This window comes from Microvirga sesbaniae, assembly GCF_025460805.1.
Taxonomy (GTDB): Bacteria; Pseudomonadota; Alphaproteobacteria; order Rhizobiales; family Beijerinckiaceae; genus Microvirga; species Microvirga sesbaniae.
This window is the reverse complement of record NZ_JAMXFJ010000001.1, coordinates 565,451-584,767: the sequence shown is the minus strand read 5'-3', so window position 1 is coordinate 584,767 and position 19,317 is coordinate 565,451. Positions and strand designations below refer to the sequence as shown.

General features: G+C 67.4%; 14 protein-coding genes. 11 read left to right on the top strand and 3 right to left on the bottom strand.

All coding sequences use genetic code 11. The annotated features are described in order from the left end of the window. Positions 1-10: 10 nt before the first annotated feature. From OCW50_RS02630 to OCW50_RS02620, 3 genes are all read left to right on the top strand, one after another. Entirely contained in the window at positions 11-1,315 is a 1,305-nt protein-coding gene (locus tag OCW50_RS02630) for a UDP-glucose dehydrogenase family protein (protein WP_262296354.1), read from the top strand. 397 nt (positions 1,316-1,712) lie between these two features. Beyond that, positions 1,713-1,949 carry an Lrp/AsnC ligand binding domain-containing protein gene (locus OCW50_RS02625; protein ID WP_009494007.1) on the top strand — a complete coding sequence of 79 codons (237 nt, stop codon included), beginning with the start codon at positions 1,713-1,715 and terminating at the stop codon, positions 1,947-1,949. Positions 1,950-2,048: 99 nt separating this feature from the next. Continuing rightward, positions 2,049-2,714, top strand: a complete 666-nt coding sequence (locus OCW50_RS02620; protein WP_262296331.1) for a DUF924 family protein — start codon at positions 2,049-2,051, stop codon at positions 2,712-2,714. 25 nt (positions 2,715-2,739) lie between these two features. Here the strand turns inward: OCW50_RS02620 and OCW50_RS02615 are convergent, their stop codons facing one another. The 3 genes from OCW50_RS02615 to OCW50_RS02605 all read right to left on the bottom strand — a co-directional run bounded on the left by OCW50_RS02615 (position 2,740) and on the right by OCW50_RS02605 (position 7,175). Next, entirely contained in the window at positions 2,740-3,840 is a 1,101-nt protein-coding gene (locus OCW50_RS02615; protein WP_262296330.1) for a transglycosylase SLT domain-containing protein, read from the bottom strand. 174 nt (positions 3,841-4,014) lie between these two features. Continuing rightward, the gene (locus OCW50_RS02610; protein WP_173945044.1) at positions 4,015-4,458 is read right to left on the bottom strand and encodes a Crp/Fnr family transcriptional regulator; all 444 of its coding nucleotides are present in this window, start codon (positions 4,456-4,458) and stop codon (positions 4,015-4,017) included. Then, positions 4,455-7,175 (bottom strand): ABC transporter ATP-binding protein/permease, encoded by a 2,721-nt coding sequence (locus OCW50_RS02605; protein ID WP_262296329.1) that lies wholly within the window; start codon positions 7,173-7,175, stop codon positions 4,455-4,457. The genes OCW50_RS02610 and OCW50_RS02605 overlap by 4 nt, the downstream gene beginning before the upstream one ends. A 262-nt stretch (positions 7,176-7,437) precedes the next feature. Between OCW50_RS02605 and OCW50_RS02600 the strand changes: the two genes are divergently transcribed. From OCW50_RS02600 to OCW50_RS02565, 8 genes are read left to right on the top strand one after another with little or no spacing between them, the layout of a single operon-like run. Beyond that, positions 7,438-8,712 (top strand): glycosyltransferase family protein, encoded by a 1,275-nt coding sequence (locus tag OCW50_RS02600; RefSeq protein WP_262270937.1) that lies wholly within the window; start codon positions 7,438-7,440, stop codon positions 8,710-8,712. Positions 8,713-8,719: 7 nt separating this feature from the next. After that, positions 8,720-9,991, top strand: a complete 1,272-nt coding sequence (locus tag OCW50_RS02595; protein ID WP_262296328.1) for a glycosyltransferase — start codon at positions 8,720-8,722, stop codon at positions 9,989-9,991. Next, the gene (locus OCW50_RS02590) at positions 9,988-11,118 is read left to right on the top strand and encodes a glycosyltransferase family 4 protein (protein ID WP_262296327.1); all 1,131 of its coding nucleotides are present in this window, start codon (positions 9,988-9,990) and stop codon (positions 11,116-11,118) included. The genes OCW50_RS02595 and OCW50_RS02590 overlap by 4 nt, the downstream gene beginning before the upstream one ends. Further along, positions 11,115-13,055 (top strand): glycosyltransferase, encoded by a 1,941-nt coding sequence (locus tag OCW50_RS02585; RefSeq protein WP_262296326.1) that lies wholly within the window; start codon positions 11,115-11,117, stop codon positions 13,053-13,055. Before OCW50_RS02590 ends, OCW50_RS02585 begins: the two co-directional genes overlap by 4 nt. Before the next feature lie 31 nt (positions 13,056-13,086). Then, entirely contained in the window at positions 13,087-14,952 is a 1,866-nt protein-coding gene (locus OCW50_RS02580; protein ID WP_262296325.1) for an ABC transporter ATP-binding protein, read from the top strand. Then, positions 14,952-16,865 carry an ABC transporter substrate-binding protein gene (locus tag OCW50_RS02575; RefSeq protein ID WP_262296324.1) on the top strand — a complete coding sequence of 638 codons (1,914 nt, stop codon included), beginning with the start codon at positions 14,952-14,954 and terminating at the stop codon, positions 16,863-16,865. The genes OCW50_RS02580 and OCW50_RS02575 overlap by 1 nt, the downstream gene beginning before the upstream one ends. Further along, positions 16,862-17,881, top strand: a complete 1,020-nt coding sequence (locus OCW50_RS02570; protein WP_262270931.1) for an ABC transporter permease — start codon at positions 16,862-16,864, stop codon at positions 17,879-17,881. The genes OCW50_RS02575 and OCW50_RS02570 overlap by 4 nt, the downstream gene beginning before the upstream one ends. Further along, complete coding sequence (locus OCW50_RS02565; protein ID WP_262270930.1) at positions 17,878-19,041, top strand: ABC transporter permease; 1,164 nt, start codon at positions 17,878-17,880, stop codon at positions 19,039-19,041. The genes OCW50_RS02570 and OCW50_RS02565 overlap by 4 nt, the downstream gene beginning before the upstream one ends. Positions 19,042-19,317 lie beyond the last annotated feature (276 nt).

Sequence of the window (19,317 nt, the reverse complement as noted above, 5' to 3'; positions counted from 1 at the left end):
GGAGTCTCTGATGCGTGTCGCGATGATCGGAGCCGGCTATGTGGGGCTGGTGTCCGGCGCCTGCTTTGCCGATTTCGGGCACGAGGTCTGCTGCGTCGACAAGGAGCCGGCCAAGATCGAGGCGCTCAACCGGGGCGAGATCCCGATCTTCGAGCCGGGCCTGGACGATCTGGTGGCCAAGAACGTGCGCGAGGACCGCCTGACCTTCACCACCGACCTGGCGCAGGCGGTCGGGAGCGCGCAGGCCGTGTTCATCGCGGTCGGGACCCCGTCGCGGCGCGGCGACGGCCACGCGGACCTGTCCTATGTCTATCAGGCCGCCCGCGACATCGCGGCCGCCATGGACGGCTACACCGTGATCGTGACCAAATCGACCGTGCCGGTGGGCACGGGCGACGAGGTCGAGCGCATCATCCGCGAGACCCGGCCCGAGGCGCAGTTCGCCGTGGTGTCGAACCCGGAATTCCTGCGCGAGGGCGCGGCGATCGCCGATTTCAAGCGCCCGGACCGCATCGTGGTGGGCACCGAGGACGAGCGCGCCAAGGACGTGATGACCGAGCTCTACCGCCCGCTCTACCTCAATCAGTCGCCCCTGCTCACCATGTCCCGGCGCACCGCCGAGCTGACCAAGTATGCCGCCAACGCGTTCCTGGCCACCAAGATCACCTTCATCAACGAGATCGCCGACCTGTGCGAGCAGGTGGGCGCCAACGTCCAGGACGTGGCCCGCGGCATCGGCCTCGACAACCGGATCGGGGCCAAGTTCCTCCATGCCGGCCCGGGCTATGGCGGCTCGTGCTTTCCCAAGGACACGCTGGCCCTGATCAAGACCGCGCAGGACCACGAGGCGCCGATGCGCATCGTCGAGACGGTGGCGGCGGTCAACAGCCAGCGCAAGCGCGCCATGGGCCGCAAGGTGATCGCCGCCTGCGGCGGCTCGGTGCGCGGCAAGACCGTGGCGGTGCTCGGCCTGACCTTCAAGCCCAACACCGACGACATGCGCGATGCGCCGGCCATCGACGTGATCACGGCGCTCCAGGATGCCGGGGCGCGGGTGAAAGCCTACGACCCGGAGGGCATGGAGGCGGCCCGCTCGGTGCTGACCGACGTGGCCTACGCCCGGGATGCCTACGATTGCGCCCGCGGGGCCGACGCCCTGGTGCTGGTGACCGAATGGGACACCTTCCGGGCCCTCGACCTGGCGCGCCTCAAGGCGACCCTGGCCGCCCCGGTGGTGGTGGACCTGCGCAACGTCTACCGGCCCGAGGAAATGCGCCGCCACGGCTTCACCTATGTCAGCGTCGGACGCGGCTGACCGGCCCCACGTCGTCACCGGCTCACACCATCCTCCCACGTCATCGCCGGGCTCGTCCCGGTGATCTCGCTTGTTTGAGGCACGGCGTTTCTCCGGATCGGGATGGCCGGGACAAGCCCGGCCATGACGTGGGAGGGTGTTGTCACGGCCCTTGCCACCTTCTCCACGTCATCACCCGCCCATCCCACCTCTCCCCGTCATCACCGGGCTTGTCCCGGTGATCCCGCTTCTGTAAGGCGCCGCGCTTTTCCGATCGGGATGGCCGGCGAGAGGAGGGTGATGACTGGCCGGCCATGACGTGGGAGGGTGGCAGGAAGGGCCGAAGTGGTTCTCACCGGCGCGGTCCCGTGCCATATCTCACTGATCGACAGATTCGAGACGCCGCCCCGGAGACCCCATGCAGACCTTCTTCGTCGAGATCAAATGCAAGCTCGGCAAGACCTACGCGGTCGCCAATGCCCTCGCCGACCGGGAAATCGCCTCGGAGATCTACTCCACGGCGGGCAATTACGACATTCTCGCCAAGTTCCACGTGGACGACGGGGTCGATATCGGCCACTTCATTGCCGAGAACGTGCAGGTCATCCCGGAAATCGCCGACACGCACACGATCATCACGTTCAAGGCGTTCTGACCGCGGCCCTGCTCCGCCCTCCGGCCCTGTCAGGTGTCGCCAAGCACAGCCCGGCGACTGCGCCCGCGATAGGATGCAGGCTCCTTCAAGGAGGAGCCGATGGCATCTCATACGGATTGGCGCGAGGTCTACGACTTCTGGTTCCCGATCGACCTCGCGGAGGCCGACATCGCGGCGCACTGGCAGATGCTGGCCTGGTGGATGCGCGGGGGAGCCAATGCGGAGCTGTACCGGTTCGCCCCCCTGGTGCGCGCCGCCAAGGCCGGCGAGCTGGATCCCTGGCGCTCCACCCCGCTCGGCCGGCTGTGCCTGATCATCGTGCTCGACCAGTTCCCGCGCGGCCTGTTCGCCGGCACGCCCGACGCCTATGCGTCCGATCCGGACACGGTGAGGCTCGCCGAGGAAGGGTTCGGGAACGGGCACTACGAGGCCCTGACGAGCCCGTACGAGAAATTCTTCTATTTCCTGCCGCTGGCCCATGCGGAAGGTCCGGATCACCTGGACCGGATGAGGCGCATCGTGGCCATCTCGGAGCAGGCCCTCGACGAGGCCCCGGACCATCTCAAGCCGGTCTGGCAGTTCTCCCTCAGCCAGGCCCGGGCCAATTTCGACATCATCGCCCGTTTCGGCCGCTTCCCGCACCGGAATCCGGTGCTCGGGCGAGCCTCCACGCGGGATGAGCTGACCTATCTGGCCAAGGGCGATTTCGTCCACACCCGCTCGCTTCCGGCCTCGGCGTCGTCGGCGATCAGCGCGGTCGGCTGACCTGCTCGGCTGACCTGCGCGGCCGTTACTGCACGAGGGGCGATTCCTCGCCCGCCGCGTCGGCCGCGGCGGTCCGGTCGGCTTGGCGGGAGATCTCGGCCAGATAGGGGCCGATCCCCTCGTAGCGGTCGAGGCGGCGGACGATCTTGGAGTCGATCTTGTTGTAGAGCTCCGCCACGCTGACCGAGCGGCGCTTGCGCCCCTTGCCTTCCGTGAACAGCCCGGCATTGGCCTTGGCGGCCTTCGGGAAGAGCTTGGAAGCCTTCATGTTCGGGTCCTGGTCGAGGACCTCGAGGAACCGGACGGCGCTGGAGGCGCCGAGGAAATGGGCCAGGTAGAGCTCGGCCTCGGCCAGCTCCCGCTCGCCCTCGGCCTGCAGGGCGCGCTCCACGTCCTTGATCAGCTCGCCGGCCATGAGGGCCGAGAAATACGGATCGGTGCGCAGGTTCATGATCCAGGTGCGGTCCCTGTCGCTCACGAAAGGCTCGCCGTCGACCGTCCTGATGGCTTCGGCCGCGGCGGCGAAGCCGTAATCGGCGGCGTGGAGCTGGACGATCTCGAGCCAGGTCCGGTCGATGAACTGGAACAGTCCCTGGGCGGACGAGGTGGGCGCCTTGGCCCCGGGCGAGAGGCTCGATTCCACGTCCGCCAGGGTCATCATGTAGACCGGGTCGACTCCGGTCACGTGAGCCGCCTTCAGGATGGAATGCACCAGCCAGCGCGGCACGGTGCGCCCGTTGAAGGGGATCAGCTCATCCGGATCGCCCGCCGTCTCGTCGGCCAGTTCCTGCGGCGCCGGCTTGACCGCATGCGGCTTCTTGAACGTGAAGGCACCCTCGAGGATCGCCTTGAAGAGGCCCGGCTCCTTGAGCAGCTTCGGGGTGAAGTCCATCGACGCCGTGATGAGCGAGCCGGTGGTCAGCGGCTGCTCGGCAAGGGCCGCGACGGGCCTTGCCATGAGGGCGCTCGGGAGGGTGGCGACGGCCGCGGGTCCGGCCGCCAGGCCCTGAAGGCCCAGGAGCAGTCCCGCGGCCAAGGTCAAGTGAAGGAAGCGGCGACGTCCGGTCTTGCGCACATCCGCAACAGGCTGCGGAACCGCGCACAGCAGCGTTCTCGCGTTACTCATCATCACTTATCCCGCAACAGCCCGACCTGACGACCGGGCCTTCCCTTGTGTTGTTCTGGGACAAGGGTTGACGGGTAGTTGTGACGAGAATCGGTCAGCTTGGCCGTAAGAAGTAGGATTTTGCTAACCGTGTCGGCATTTTCCCCGAAAAAATCCCGGGGGGCGGCCGGAAATTTAGGATGATTGCGCGACGAGCTGCGCGTTCGTCCGCTCGAGGCGCTTCGCGAGCTCCCGCATGATCGCCAGGGACATCTGCGGGAACTGCGCCAGGAGCTCGAGGAAAACCCGCTTGTCGATTCGCAGGGCCGTGGTGGGCTCGGCCGCCATGATCGTGGCCGAGCGCGGGGTGTCCGACAGGATGCCCATCTCGCCCACCAGGGCGTTGCTCCCGAGTTCGGCCACCTGGATGTCGCCCCCGGGCGTGTTGAGCAGGACGCTGGCCCGGCCGTCGAGGATCACGTAGGCGGCATCGGACGGGTCCCCCTGCGAGAAGAAGCGCTGCCCGTTGGAGAACTGGACCCGCTCGCTCGTGAAGGCGAGGAGCTTCAGGCGGGCCGGATCCACATCTCGAAACATGGGTACCTGCCGCAAGGACTGAACCTCTGTCTCAAGCGTCATGCCACCTCTCCTGTTATCCTCTGCGCGGCAGCCGGCTCAGGCCTGGCGGGCCTGGGAGCCGGAGCGGCCGTCTTGTCCGTGATGATTTGTCCGTCGCGGAAGCGCAACTGAACATTGAAAGCGCCTGCCTGTCGATCATTCGGAAGGACCATGAACAGGCTTTGTTGGTCGAGAAGCTCGAGCAGCAGCTCGAGCAGCTGCTGGCTGCGGGCCTCGTCGAAAGGTGAGAAGGCCCCGTCGATGACCATGATGTCCGGGCGCTTCACCAGGCAGCGCACGAGATTGACGCTCGCCCGCTCCTGCGGCGACAGGAGCCTGCCCGCCGTGCCGACCTGGTAGTCGAGGCCGATCCGCTCGATGCCCTCCAGGAGGTCGAGTTCCCGGACCACCGCGGCGATGGCCTCCGCGACGCGGGCGCGGGCATTGGCGACCTGGTAGCTGACGCGCCCGAACAGGAGGTTGTCCCGGAGCGGCGCCGCCGCGCAGTAGCGTTCGGGGTCGAGGAACTCCACCCCGTCGGAGCCGGCCTTCTCCAGGACCTCGCGGACAAGGGCCCGCGCCTCCACGATCCGGGTCGTGAGCTGGCCGTCCAGGAGGCCGAGGCGGTGCCGGGCCTCGACATAGGCGAGCGGCAGCGCCAGGAGCCGCGTCCGGTCCTCCCGCCTCAGGGTGCCCTCGCCCCTGCCGTGCCGGCGCAGGATCGCCTCGAACTCGGACAGCTCCTCGGCGCCGATGAACGAAAACTGCTCGAACAGCGAATGTCCGGGGGGCAGGCCTTCGAAGATCTCGGTCATGGTCTCGGCGATCTGCAGACCCATGCGGACGAGATCGTCGGTCAGCCCGGCCCGGTCGATGGCGCTGCGGAACTGGCCGTTCTCGGCCAGATTGCGCCCCCTGAACTCCTCCGAGATCGGCACCCCGAAGAGAAGATTCTCGGCGATGGTGGCCTGGCTGTTGTAGCGGTCCGGATCGAAGGGCTCGACCAGATCGGCCATGCCGTTCGACAGGAAGGTCTCGCGCAGCCGCCGCCGGGCTTCGACGACGCGCTCCGCAAGAGCCATGTGGCGTTCGGGATCGATCCTGCCCGCGAGGCCGAACAGGTAGACCGTGTCTCCCATGCCGATGCGGTCCAGAAGGTCGAGGAGGATCCGGTCGAGATCGTTCTCGTCCCGTGCGCCGACCCGCTCGTAATCCACCCAGCGGTCGCCGATGCTCTCGGTCGGATTGCCGGTCTTGAACGCCTCGGCGATCCGAAGGTCCATCTCCTTCTTCTCCTCCTCCGAACGGGCCAGGGGCTTGGTCCGGAGGCCGTAGATCAGGTTGTCGCGGATGCTGCCGGGGAACAGGATGGGATCGACCCCCGCATAGGCGATCCGGCGCCCGACCACGGGAACGGGCAGCTGGGTGAGGTCGCGGTCCCCGATCCGGATCCGCCCGCTGAACTCCGACATGCGGCGGGCCAGGATGCGCGCCAGGGAGCTCGCGGCCGCCCCGCCGTTGGACACCAGCGCGACGCTCGCAGGCAGGGTGACGGCGAAGGCGCCGCCCTCGATGATCATGTCGCCATGGGGACCGGCCACGCGGATGTCCTCGGCCACGAGCTCGCCGACCAGGGGCTGATCCTCCTCGGCCTCCTCGCGGGCCTCGACCAGCGGCACGAGCCGCTCCTCGGCGAAATGCTGGGTGACCTGATCGTATTTCACCTGAACGTCGAGACGCTGCTGGTCCCAGTCGATCAGCTCCTTCAAGGGCGGGGGCAGTTCCCGGTAGGCGCCGATGACGGCGACGAGCTGGCCGATGTCGAGGGTGCCGCGCAGGGCGAAATAGCCCCCGATGGCATAGAAGAAGAAGGGCGTCAGCTGCGCCAGGAAGTTGTTGAGGGATTTGACGAAGAATTTCCGGTTATAGATCTTGAGCCGGATGGTGAAGAGATTGAACAGCCGGTGTCCGATCTCCGCCCGCTCCCAGTTGTAGGCATTGTGGACGTGGACGACCTCGATGCCGTCCTGGACCTCGGCGATGCGTCCCGCCAGCTGACGGGAGGCGATCTGGCGCTGCTTTCCCAGGCGCAGGAGCTCGCGCCGCAGCTTCGGAATGATCGTGAACTGGACGGCGATCACCGCCAGGGCGATCAGGCCGAGCCACACGTTCTGGATCATGATGAAGGCGAGCGCCGTGATCGCCTGCATGCCGAGGAAGATCGGCGTGATGAAGGCATCCCCGATGAAGCCGCCGATCGGCTCGACCTCGTCCTTGATGATCGTCGCCGTCTCGGAGGATTTGACCGTGCGCAGGGCGTCCGGGGTGAACCGGAGCACCATGGAGAACAGGTCGAAGCGCATCCGGCGGAGCATCCGCTCGCCCAGAGCGCCCTTGGCCACGTTGATCCAGTACTTGAACGCCCCGTTGACGATGACGAAGAACAGGAACAGGGTCGAGAGGCCGAGGAGCAGGCCGAGCCGGCCGACCTGGAAGCCCTGGAAGATCTCCAGGGTCCCGCCCCCGAGCCATTTCGGCCATTCATAGCTCAGGTGAAGGAACGGGGCCGTGGCGTTGCCGTCCCGGAAGGCTTCGCCCTGAATCGCCTGGTTGACGATCTGCCGGGGCAGATCCAGGGACATGAAGTAGAACGGCAGGGAAGCGAGCACTACCGCGCAGACGATGAGCTGGTCGCGCTTTGAATGTGTCCAAATATACCTGAAGAGGCTCTTTTCCATTGCCCAACGGTTACCACTTCTGTACGCCTGGATGAACCTCTTTCCGATCTCGGGCGACGCCTTATTTGATCGATAGGGACCTGAGCGCGTCGTGCGGAAAAGTGGATCCGGTTCTCCGCCCCCGGCGATGTGCTACTTATAGGAGAGAGCATCGGAATCCATCCCGAGCGTGCAAATTCACCTTTGGATCCGGTGTTCTTGAAGGTAGAGAAGGCGGACGGGGCGTCGTTCGACCCGCCCGACTGACCGTAGGGGCAGCCGCATGGCAGACCTGGTGAAGGACTTCGATCAGGACGCAGGTCCTTCCCCGGTGCAGCCCGCGAGCAGCCGCGGAACCCGTGTCCTCATCTACAGCCACGACACCTTCGGCCTCGGGCATCTTCGCCGGTCCCGGGCGATCGCCAACGCCATCGTCCAGGGGCGTCCGGACACCTCGGTGGTCATCATCTCGGGCTCGCCGGTCATCGGCAATTTCGAGTTCGACAGCGGCGTCGACTACATCCGGATTCCGGGGGTCACGAAGCTGCCGGACGGGGATTACCGCAGCCTCAACCTCAACGTGGATCTCGACGAGGCCGTCGGCCTGCGCCAGGCCCTCATCCTTCAGGCCGCCAAGGCCTTCAGGCCGGACGTGTTCATCGTCGACAAGGAGCCGACCGGCTTCCGCGGCGAGGTCGTGCCGGCGCTCGATTATCTCAAGGCGGCGGGCTGCCGCCTCGTGCTCGGCATCCGCGACGTGATGGACGAGCCGGCTCTTCTCGTACCGGAATGGGAGCGCAAGGGCGCAAAGGAAGCCCTGGTCCAGTATTACGACGAGATCTGGGTCTACGGCCTCAGGGACGTCTATCAGCCCCTCAAGGCCCTCGACCTGCCCGCCCATGTGGAAGCGCGCATCACCTATACCGGCTATTTGCGCCGGGACGTCCCGCCGACCCCGTCCCTGACCCGCTATCCCAAGATCACGAAGCAGCCCTTCATCCTGGTGACCACCGGCGGCGGGGGCGACGGGGACGACCTGATCGACTGGGTGATCTCGGCCTACGAGGCCGACGCGGAGCTCGACCAGCCGGCTCTGATCCTGTTCGGCCCCTTCATCGACCGGGACACGCGCCGGTCCTTCGTGGAGCGCATCGCCAGGCAGCCGAAACTCGACGTGATGTCGTTCGACAACAAGATCGAATGGCTCATGAAGAAGGCGGACGCCATCGTGGCCATGGGCGGGTACAACACGTTCTGCGAGGCCCTGTCGTTCGACAAGCGCACGCTCATCGTGCCGCGCACCCGTCCCCGCCTCGAACAGTACATCCGGGCCGTCGAGGGCGAGCGGCTCGGGCTCGTGAGCATGCTGAGCGACTACAAGGAGCCGCGCACGCCCGAGCGCATGGCCGCCGCCCTGCGCTCCCTGTCGTCGCAGCCGCGCCCGTCGGACGTCACGGTCCCGGGGCTTCTCGACGGGCTGGACCGGGTCCAGGAGCGCCTCAGGGCCCTGACGGATCCGCAGGCGCCGTTCGCCCCCTATCATCAGGCGGCCGAGTAACCGCCCCATGCTCGCCTCGACGACAGCCCGGCGCATCGCCATCGTGGTGAAAGGATATCCGCGCCTCTCGGAAACCTTCATCGCGCAGGAGATCCTGGCCCTGCAGCAGCGCGGCCTCGACCTCGAGATCTGGTCGCTCCGCCATCCGACGGAGCGGGCCGTGCATCCGATGCACAAGGCGATCGAGGCGCGGGTGACCTATCTGCCGGAATATCTCTACGAGGAGCCCCTGCGCGTGCTGCGCGGCGCCGTCTGGAGCCTGGGACAGAAGGGTTTCGCCCCCGCCGTCAGGGCGTTCTGGCGCGACCTGAAGCGCGATTTTACCGCCAACCGGGTGCGCCGCCTCGGCCAGGCCTTCGTGATGGCGCGGGAGATGCCGGAGGACGTCGGTCACCTGCACGTGCATTACCTGCACACGCCGGCGTCCGTCGTCCGGTACGCCGCGCTGCTCACGGGCCGGACCTGGACCTTCTCGGCCCATGCCAAGGACATCTGGACGACGCCGGACTGGGAGAAGCGCGAGAAGATGGCGGAGGCGCTCTGGGGGGTCACCTGCACGGCGCAGGGCGCCGGCAATCTCCGGTCGCTGTCCCGGCCCGATCGCGTCTCGCTCGTCTATCACGGGCTCGACCTCTCGCGCTTTCCGTCGCCTCCCGAACGCCGCTCCGCCAGGAACGGCGCGGACCCGCTCGATCCCGTGCGCATCATGTCCGTGGGTCGGGCCGTGGCGAAGAAGGGCTACGGCGACCTCGTCCAGGCTCTCGCGGCCCTGCCGCAGGACCTCCACTGGCGCTTCGCCCATGTGGGCGGCGGAGAGTTGCTCGCCAGCCTGAAGAGGCAGGCGCAGGAGGCCGGAATCGCCGACAGGGTGGCGTTCCTGGGCGCGAAGGCGCAGCCCGACATCATCGCGCTCCTGCGCGAGGCCGACCTGTTCGTGCTGCCGTCCAAGGAAGCCCGATCGGGCGATCGGGACGGTCTGCCGAACGTGATCATGGAGGCGGCGAGCCAGGGGCTCGCCATCGTGGCGACGGACTTCGCGGGGATTCCGGAATTCATCCGCAACGACCTGGAGGGCTGGCTCGTGCCGCCGGGCGATTGGGAGGCCCTGTCGAACGCGCTCAACCTCCTCGCCCGCGACCCCGAGCGCCGGACATCCTTCGGCGACGCGGCTTTCTCGCGCCTGCGCCGGGAGTTTTCCATGGAAGGCGGGATCGACGTGCTGGAAGCCCGCCTGCGCGCCGTGACGCAGAGCCCGACACGAGAACCGGAGCGCGTGTGACCCTCTCGAGGCCCGTTGCGTTCTACGCCCCCTTGAAGAGCCCGAACCATCCGCTGCCCTCGGGCGACCGCACCATGGCGCGCCTGCTGATGAAGGGTCTCGGCCAAGCCGGTTTCCCGCCTGTTCTCGCCAGCGAGCTGAGAACCCTCGACAAGGCCGGCGACGGGCAGCGCCAGGATGAGCTCCGACGGCGCTCGCTGGCGGAAGCCGATCGCCTCATCGCCCGCTACAGGGCCTTGCCCGACGCGATGCGACCGCGTCTGTGGTTCACCTATCACGTCTATTACAAGGCGCCCGACTGGATCGGCCCGCCCGTCGCCGAGGCTCTCGGCATTCCCTATGCCGTTGCCGAAGGCTCGCGGGCGACCAAGCGCGCCCGGGGATCCTGGGCGCTCGGGCACGAAGGGTCGGAAGCGGCCCTCGACCGGGCCGACGTGGTCTTCGTGATGACGGCGCATGACCGGGAAGCCTTGGAGCGGGTCAAGCCGCAGCGGCAGGTTCTGGTCGACCTGCCGCCGTTTCTCGATCTGCGCGACTGGCCCGCACCGCCCGCCCGCCCGCGGCCGGAAGCCCCGCCGCGCCTCCTGACGGTGGCGATGATGCGGGAGGGCGACAAGCTCGCCTCCTATCGCATTCTGGCCGCCGCCCTGGACCGGCTCCGGCACCTGCCCTGGACCCTGGACGTGGTGGGGGACGGCGAGGCCCGCGACGAGGTCGCGCGGCTTTTCTCCGGCATGGCGCAGCGCGTGCGCTTCCATGGGCGGATCGACGGCAGGGCCGATCTGGCGGCGTTCTACGGGAGCGCCGATCTCTTCGTCTGGCCGGCCGTCAACGAGGCCTACGGCATGGTGCTGCTGGAGGCGCAGGCCCTGGGCTGCGCGGTGGCTGCGGGCGCGTATGGCGGGGTCGCCAGCGTCGTGCGGAACGGCGAAACCGGAACGCTGACCGCTCCGGGCGACGCCGCGGCCTTCGCGGGAGCGTTGAGCGACCTTCTGGGGGACCGCGGACGGCTGCGGGAACTCGGCGCCAACGCGGTGCGGTTCGTCCGGCAGGACCGCGACCTCGATCATGCTTCTTTGCGCTTGCGCCGCGCGCTCGAACCGCTCACGGATGAGACGGGAGGATGACTTTGCGCGTTCTGATCGCCGTCACGCATCTGCTGGGCGCGGGCCACCTGACCAGGGCCGCCGCCCTGGCGCGGGCCTTCGCACGGGAAGGGCACGAGACCACCCTGGTGTCGGGCGGCAGCCCCGCCCGCCTGTCCGATCTCGGCACCGCCACCCTGGTTCAGCTGCCCCCGGTGCGAACGGTCGGAACGGATTTCAGGACGCTGCTCGACGAAGACCTCGCGCCCGTGGATGCAGCCTATCTCGCAAGCCGCCGCGCCCTCCTCCTCGACACCCTGAAGACGGTGCGGCCCCATATCCTCGTCACCGAACTGTTTCCCTTCGGGCGGCGCGGACTGGCCGACGAGTTCCGCGCGCTGATCGAGGCCGCGCGCGAAACCGATCCGAGCCCGCGGATCGTGTGCTCGATCCGGGACATCCTGGTGCCCTCCTCCAAGGCGTCGCGGATCGCCGAGGCCCATGAACGCGTGCTCCGGCATTACGACGCCGTCCTGGTCCACGGCGATCCGGAGCTGGTGCCCCTGGACGCCTCGTGGCCCGTGGACGAGCGGATCGGGCCGCTCATCCGCTACACCGGCTACGTGGACGAGAACGAGGGCCCGGTGCCGGAAGCCCGCCGGCACGGGATCGTCGTCTCGGGCGGGTCGAGCGCCGCGAGCCTGCCGCTCTACCGCGCGGCCCTCGCGGCGGCCCGGGAGATCACCGACCGTCCCTGGCGCATCCTCGTCGGACGGGGCGTGGCCGAGTCCGACTTCCTGGAGCTTCGGGCGGGCGCTCCGGCGCACGTGGTGGTCGAGCGCGCGCGGCCCGACTTCCGGGCCCTCCTCGCCGGGGCCGATCTGTCCGTGAGTCAGGCCGGATACAACACCGCCGTCGACCTGCTGCGATGCGGCGTGAGATCGGTCCTCGTGCCGTTCGAAGCCGGCCAGGAGACGGAACAGCGCCTGCGGGCCGAGCGCCTGGCGGCCCTGGGTCTGGCGGACATCCTGCCCGAGGCGGACCTGTCGCCGACGAACCTCGCCCGGGCGATCCGGCGCGCGCTGTCGTGGCCATCCGCCCGGAGGCCGGCCGTGTCCACCGACGGCGCCCGGCGGAGCGTCGCCCTGGCCGAGGAGCTGGCGCAGTCCCGGCCGGCGCTTCACCGGGCCCTGGACTGGTCGCCCCTCGACCGGGCGCTCGACCGGGCCCGGGACAGGGATTGCCCGGTCGGCTTCTGGTGGCGGGACGACGACGCGGTGGCCGATACCCCCCAACTCGACCGGCTTCTCGGCCTCGCCCGCCGGTACGAGGCCGGGATCGGCCTCGCGGTGGTGCCGGCGGGAATCGAGGCCTCCCTTGCGGCGCGACTGGCGCAGGAGCGGACAGCGTTCGCCCTCGTCCATGGATGGAGCCATGCCAATCATGCGCCCGCGGGCGAGAAGAAGGCGGAATTCGGCCGCCATCGCGGCCTGGACGTCATGGCGGCGGACCTGGAACGGGCTCTGCACGGGGCGCGGGAGCGCCTCGGATCGAAGCTCCTGCCGGTCTTCGTGCCCCCCTGGAACCGGATCTCCCGGGATCTCGTCGCCGGCCTGCCGCGGCTGGGATTCCGAGGCATGTCCGCCTTCACGGACCGGGCATCCGCCCATCCCGTGCCGGGTCTCCTTCAGATCAACACCCATGTGGATCCCATCGACTGGCACGGGACGAGAGGCCTGGCCGATCCGGCCTCGATCATCGCCGATCTCGCCAGCGCGGTCGAACGGCGCGCGACGGGCCGGGCGGATCGCGGCGAGCCGATCGGGTTCCTGACCCACCATCTCGCCCATGACGACGTCATCTGGTCGTTATGCGAAAGGCTTATCGCCCACCTGGCCGCCAGAGACATACGTTTCCTGTGTCCGGATGCCTGTTTCGACTTGGAAACAAGATCACAATTGAGATCTAATGGGATCTGATGCGTTATGCTCATAGATCCTGGAGGAGCATATGGAAGCGCCACTCCTGTCGGTACGCCAGCTGACAGTTGACTTCAGCACCGATGCCGGAGACTTCCGCGCGGTCGACGGCCTGACGTTCGACATTCCCAAGGGGAAGACGGTGGCGCTCGTCGGCGAGTCCGGGTCGGGCAAATCGGTCACGGCGCAGGCCATCCTCCAGATCCTGTCGAAGAAGGCCGGGATCACCAATGGATCGATCCTCTTCAACGATCCGGCCAACGGCGGCGCCGTCGACATCGCGGCGCTCGCGCCCGAGAGCGACGCCATGCATGCTCTGCGCGGCGGGCGCATCGCCATGATCTTCCAGGAGCCGATGACGTCCCTGTCCCCGCTCCACACCATCGGCGACCAGATCTCCGAAGCGCTGACGATCCATGCGGATGTGGATCAGGCCACGGCGGACCGGAAAACCGTGGACGTGCTGGCCCGGGTCGGATTTCCCGATCCCAAGCGGGCCCTCACCACCTACCCGTTCGAGCTGTCCGGCGGTCTGCGCCAGCGCGCCATGATCGCCATGGCGCTCATCACCCGCCCGGCCCTCCTGATCGCGGACGAGCCCACGACGGCGCTCGACGTGACCACGCAGGCGCAGATCCTCGATCTCATCAAGGAACTCCAGATCGAGACGGGCATGTCGGTGCTCCTCATCACGCACGATCTCGGCGTGGTCGCCAACGTGGCCGACGAGGTCGTGGTCATGTATCGCGGCAGGATCATGGAGGCCGGCTCCCGGGAGAACATCTTCCGCAATGCGCAGCACGCCTATCTCCAGGCGCTCATGCGCGCCGTCCCGCGCTTCGCCATGGGGGAGAACGAGCGGCTGACGCCGATCCGCGAGGTGAAGAGCGCGGCTCTCGCATCCGCCGGCGCGCCGCAGCGCATCCAGCCGCAAGGTCCGATCCTGAAGGCCGAGCACCTCACCAAATGCTTCACGCTGCGGTCGGGATGGTTCTCCGGCAAGACGCAGCAGATCCGCGCGGTCAGCGAGGTCGATCTCACCCTTCCTGTCGGGAAAACCCTGGGACTCGTGGGCGAATCCGGCTGCGGCAAGACCACCGTGTCCAAGATGATCATGCGGGCCCTGACGCCCAATTCGGGCCGCGTCCTCTTCGACGACGGCACGGGCCCGAAGGACGTGCACAAGCTGGAAGGCGACGCGCTGACCGCCTACCGCCGTTCCGTGCAGTTCATCTTCCAGGATCCGTTCTCGTCGCTCAATCCGCGCATGACGGTCTACGAGCTTCTGACCGAGCCCCTGCGCATCCACGACATCGGCACCTCGGACGAACGCTACCAGCGGGTGAAGCAGCTCCTCGACATGGTGGGGCTCGATCAGCGCTCGCTCCGGCGCTACCCGCATTCCTTCTCCGGCGGCCAGCGCCAGCGGCTCGGCATCGCGCGGGCGCTCGCCCTCGAGCCGCGGGTGCTGCTCTGCGACGAGCCGGTCTCCGCCCTGGACGTGTCGGTCCAGGCGCAGGTGCTCAACCTGCTCAAGGATCTGCAATCGGCCCTTGGATTGTCCTACCTCTTCGTGTCCCACAATCTGGCCGTCGTGGACTACATCGCCGATACCATCGCGGTCATGTGCCGGGGCTACATCGTCGAGGAGGCGCCGAAATCCTCCCTCTTCCGCAATCCGGTTCATCCCTACACCCAGGCGCTTCTCGCCGCCGTGCCGGATCCCGACATCGACCGCCCGCTGGACTTCGCCAAACTGCGGACCGGCCGCTTCTCGCAGCCGTCGGAATGGCCCGAGCCCTTCCGCATCAAGCCCGGCGAGTTCGGCGCAATGAAAGAAATCGAACCCGGCCACAAGGTTCGCGTGGGGCACCTGACAGCCCGGGAGGCTGCGTGATGCTGCTCGATATCAGAACCACACCGCTCGTCCTGGCCGCCGCTCTCGCATGGCTGGCGCTGCCCGCCGCGGCGCAGGATTTCAAGGACGTTCCCTTCTTCGCCGGGCAGGTGAAGGATAAGAAGCTGCCGCCCCTGGCCGAGCGGTTGCCGAAAACTCCCATCGTGGTCGATTCGACCGGCCGGTACGGCGGCGACATGGTCACCCTGGTGCCGCGGCCGCGCGACATCCGCTACATCTCGACCTACACCTACACCCGGCTCGTCGGCTACGACAGGGACCTGCATCTCAAGCCCGACCTGCTCGAGAGGTTCGAGAACGAGGACGACCGGGTCTTCACGTTCACGTTGCGCGCCGGCCATCGCTGGTCGGACGGCTCGCCCTTCACGGCGGAGGATTTCCGCTACTACTGGGAGGACATCGCCCAGAACGCGGATCTCTCGCCCGCCGGCCCGCCGGAATTCATGCTCGTGGACGGCGCCCCCCCGCGCTTCGAGGTTCTCGACGAACGGACGGTGCGGTTCACCTGGGACAAGCCCAATCCGCGCTTCCTGCCGCAGCTCGCCGGATCCCTCGACCCGGGAATCTACCGCGCCTCCGCCTATCTGAAGCAGTTCCACGCCAAATATGCCGACAAAGCCGCCCTCGACGAGAAGGCCAAGCAGCAGAAGCTGAAATCCTGGGCCGCCCTGCACAACCGCATGGACGACATGAAGGAGCAGACCAACCCGGCCCTGCCCACGCTCATGCCCTGGCGCGTGACGAACGCGGCGCCGGCCAACCGCTTCGTGTTCGAGCGCAATCCCTATTACCACCGGGTCGACCACGAGGGGCAGCAGCTGCCCTATGTGGACCGGCTCATCATGGATGTCTCGGCCCCGGGCCTCTTCGCGGCCAAGGCCAATGCGGGCGAGCTCGATCTCCTGTTCCGCGGCCTCTCCATGAGCGACATCCCGGTCCTGAAGGAGGGCGAGAAGGCCAAGGGTTACACCACCCTGCTCTGGCCCTATGCCCGCGGCACGGAGCTTGCGCTCTATCCCAATCTCAACACCGTGGACCCGGTCTGGCGCCAGCTCAACCGGGACCTGCGGTTCCGCCGCGCCCTGTCGCTCGGCATCGACCGCAAGACGTTGAACAACGCGCTGCTGTTCGGGCTCGGCACCGAGGGCAACAACACCATCGTGGCGGAAAGCCCGCTCTTCTCCGCCGAGCTGCGCACGGAGAATGCCGGCTACGATCCGCGCGAAGCCTCCCGCCTTCTCGACGAGATCGGCCTGACGAAGCGCAATGGCGCGGGCATCCGCCTGCTGCCCGACGGGCGCGAGCTGGAGATCATCGTCGAGACGGACGGCGAGAGCAGCCTCGTGGTCGACGGCCTGACCCTGATCGGAGAGTTCTGGCGCGAGATCGGCGTCAGGCTCTTCGTGAAGCCGCAGGACCGCACCGTCCTGCGCAACCGCTCCTACGCGGGCCTGACCGTGATGGTCGCGGCCCCGGGCCTCGACAACGCGATCCCGACCGCCATCATGCCGCCGACCGAACTGGCTCCCATGCGCCAGGACAACTACACCTGGCCGAAATGGGGCCAGTACGTGGAAACCAAGGGCAAGAACGGCGAGCAGGTCGACATTCCGGAGGCGCAGCGCCTTCTCGATCTCTACACGACCTGGATGAACACCGGAAACCGGACCGTGCAGCGGGACGTCTGGACCGAGATGCTCCGCAATCACGCCGAGAACCAATGGTCCATCGGCACGATCTCCGGCGCCCTGCAGCCGATCGTCGTCCGCAACGGCCTGCAGGGGCTTCCGGCCAAGGCCCTCTACAGCTGGGAGCCGACCGCGATGATCGGGATCTACCGCCTGGACGAGATCCACTGGAACAAGACCGCCGGCAAAGAGGCCCGCCGATGATCCGCTTCCTGTCGCGTCGCATCCTCACCATGGCGGTGACCCTGCTGATCATCTCGGCCCTGATCTTCTTCATCATCAAGCTGCCGCCGGGGGACTTCCTGTCCAATCAGATCGCCGAGCTGCGGGCCCAAGGCGAATCCGCCTCCATCGCGAAGGCCGAGTTCCTCATCAAGCAGTACGGGCTCGACAAGCCCGCCTGGCAGCAATACCTGGTCTGGCTCGGCGTCATGCCGGGCCCGAACGGCTTTTCCGGCCTTCTTCAGGGCGATTGGGGCTGGTCCTTCGAGTACGACAAGCCCGTGGTCGAAGTGGTCGGCGACGCCCTGTGGCTGACCCTCCTCGTCAACCTCGCGGTGGTGATCTTCATCCACGTGGTGTCGATCCCGATCGCGATCTATTCGGCCACCCGGCAATATTCCGTGGGCGATTACCTCGCCACCTTCATCGGCTATATCGGCCTTGCGACCCCGAGCTTCCTGCTCGCGCTGATCCTGCTCTATTACATGAACCGGTGGTTCGGCGTCTCCATCGGCGGGCTCTACGACGCGGAATATGCGGGCGAGCCCTGGACCTGGGCCAAGACCCAGTCCCTGCTCTCGCATCTCCTCGTCCCGACCGTCGTGATCGGTCTCGGCGGAACGGCCGCCATGATCCGGCGCATGCGGGCGAACCTGCTCGACGAGCTCGGAAAGCAATATTACGTGACCGCGAAGGCCAAGGGCCTCGGCCCCACCAAGGCCCTGCTGAAATATCCCTTCCGCATGTCGCTCAACCCCTTCATCGCCGATATCGGCAATCTCCTGCCGCATCTGGTGTCCGGCTCGGTTCTCGTGTCCCTGGTCCTGAGCCTTCCGACCGTGGGGCCGATCCTGCTGAGCGCGCTGAAGAGCCAGGATCAGTTCCTGGCCGGGTTCATCCTCATGTTCGTCGCCTTGCTCACGGTCGTCGGCATGCTGATCTCCGACCTCCTGCTCGCCTGGCTCGATCCGCGCATCCGGATGGGAGGCGGACGATGAACACGGCCATCACCTCCAAGCGGCATTACGTCGATCCGGCGCCCTTCGATCCCGGCAAGACCGAGCCCGTCGGGGCCGAGAGCGAGAGCTTCTACCGCGCCTCGTCCTGGCAGCTGATGTGGTGGAAGTTCCGTCGCCACAAGGTGGCGGTGGCCGCAGCCTTCGTGCTCCTGTTCTTCTACGCGATCGTGCCCTTCGTCGAGGTGATCGCCCCCTACAACCAGACCAAGCGCCACGGCGACTTCCTGTATGCGCCGCCGCAGGGCGTGCATCTGTTTCATGAAGGCCGCTTCGTCGGGCCCTTCACCTATCCCTACAGCTACAGCTTCGACCTCGAGAGCTTCCGGCGCGTCTACACGCCCGACACGTCGAAGCCGCAGCCGATCCGGTTCCTGTGCCGGGGCGATGCCTACCAGTTCTGGGGCCTGTGGCAGATGGATGTCCACCTCGTCTGCCCGCCCGAGAACGGCACCCTGTTCCTGCTCGGCACCGACCGGCTCGGGCGCGACCTGCTCTCGCGCATCATCTACGGGGCGCGCATCTCGCTCACCATCGGGATCGTGGGCATCGCCGTGTCGTTCGCGCTCGGCCTCTTCTTCGGCGGGCTTGCCGGCTATCTCGGCGGATGGGTCGATCACGTGATCCAGCGCATGATCGAGATATTGCGCTCGCTCCCGGAACTGCCGCTCTGGCTCGCGCTCTCCGCCGCCCTTCCGGCGAACTGGAGCCCGATCCTGGTGTTCTTCGGCATCACGATCATCCTGGGCCTGCTCGACTGGCCGGGGCTCGCCCGCGCCGTGCGCTCGAAGCTGCTCTCCCTGCGCGAGGAGGATTTCGTCAAGGCGGCGGAACTGATGGGCGCCTCCAAGCAGCGCATCATCGCCCGCCACCTCATCCCCAACTTCATGAGCCACCTCATCGCCTCGGCGACGCTCTCGATTCCCTCCATGATTCTCGGCGAGACCGCCCTCTCCTTCCTGGGCCTGGGCCTGCGCCCGCCCGTGACGAGCTGGGGCGTGCTGCTCAACGAGGCGCAGAACCTCGCGGCCGTGCAGCTGCATCCCTGGCTGCTCTTCCCGATGGTGCCGGTGGTGATCGTGGTGCTCGCCTTCAACTTCATGGGCGACGGCCTCAGGGACGCGGCGGATCCCTACCACTAGGGCATCGGGTCCGATGCTCCCATCCCGAAGCCGCCTCGTGCCGGTGATCGCGATCCGGTGGGGCGCGGTGCTTTTCGTGATCGGGATGGCCGGCACAAGGCCGGCCATGACGTGGGGAGGGTGGCGGGACGGGCGGAAGGTGCCATGACGTGGAGGGTGTCAGTGCCCGCCTCTTGCCGGCCATCCCGATGGTCCGACGCGCCAGCCGGAAGACCTGTTGCCCTTCACGCACGAGAATGCGAGACACCCGGCATCGATAGCGATTGCAGAGGTGTT

What these genes read in the sequence shown, in the direction of transcription:
- OCW50_RS02630 (WP_262296354.1), top strand. Translation starts at nt 11, where the DNA reads ATGCGTGTCGCGATGATCGGAGCCGGCTATGTGGGGCTGGTGTCCGGC.
- OCW50_RS02625 (WP_009494007.1), top strand. Translation starts at nt 1,713, where the DNA reads ATGCAGACCTTCTTCGTCGAGATCAAATGCAAGCTCGGCAAGACCTAC.
- OCW50_RS02620 (WP_262296331.1), top strand. Translation starts at nt 2,049, where the DNA reads ATGGCATCTCATACGGATTGGCGCGAGGTCTACGACTTCTGGTTCCCG.
- OCW50_RS02615 (WP_262296330.1), bottom strand. Translation starts at nt 3,840, where the DNA reads ATGAGTAACGCGAGAACGCTGCTGTGCGCGGTTCCGCAGCCTGTTGCG.
- OCW50_RS02610 (WP_173945044.1), bottom strand. Translation starts at nt 4,458, where the DNA reads ATGACGCTTGAGACAGAGGTTCAGTCCTTGCGGCAGGTACCCATGTTT.
- OCW50_RS02605 (WP_262296329.1), bottom strand. Translation starts at nt 7,175, where the DNA reads ATGGAAAAGAGCCTCTTCAGGTATATTTGGACACATTCAAAGCGCGAC.
- OCW50_RS02600 (WP_262270937.1), top strand. Translation starts at nt 7,438, where the DNA reads ATGGCAGACCTGGTGAAGGACTTCGATCAGGACGCAGGTCCTTCCCCG.
- OCW50_RS02595 (WP_262296328.1), top strand. Translation starts at nt 8,720, where the DNA reads ATGCTCGCCTCGACGACAGCCCGGCGCATCGCCATCGTGGTGAAAGGA.
- OCW50_RS02585 (WP_262296326.1), top strand. Translation starts at nt 11,115, where the DNA reads ATGACTTTGCGCGTTCTGATCGCCGTCACGCATCTGCTGGGCGCGGGC.
- OCW50_RS02580 (WP_262296325.1), top strand. Translation starts at nt 13,087, where the DNA reads ATGGAAGCGCCACTCCTGTCGGTACGCCAGCTGACAGTTGACTTCAGC.
- OCW50_RS02575 (WP_262296324.1), top strand. Translation starts at nt 14,952, where the DNA reads ATGCTGCTCGATATCAGAACCACACCGCTCGTCCTGGCCGCCGCTCTC.
- OCW50_RS02570 (WP_262270931.1), top strand. Translation starts at nt 16,862, where the DNA reads ATGATCCGCTTCCTGTCGCGTCGCATCCTCACCATGGCGGTGACCCTG.
- OCW50_RS02565 (WP_262270930.1), top strand. Translation starts at nt 17,878, where the DNA reads ATGAACACGGCCATCACCTCCAAGCGGCATTACGTCGATCCGGCGCCC.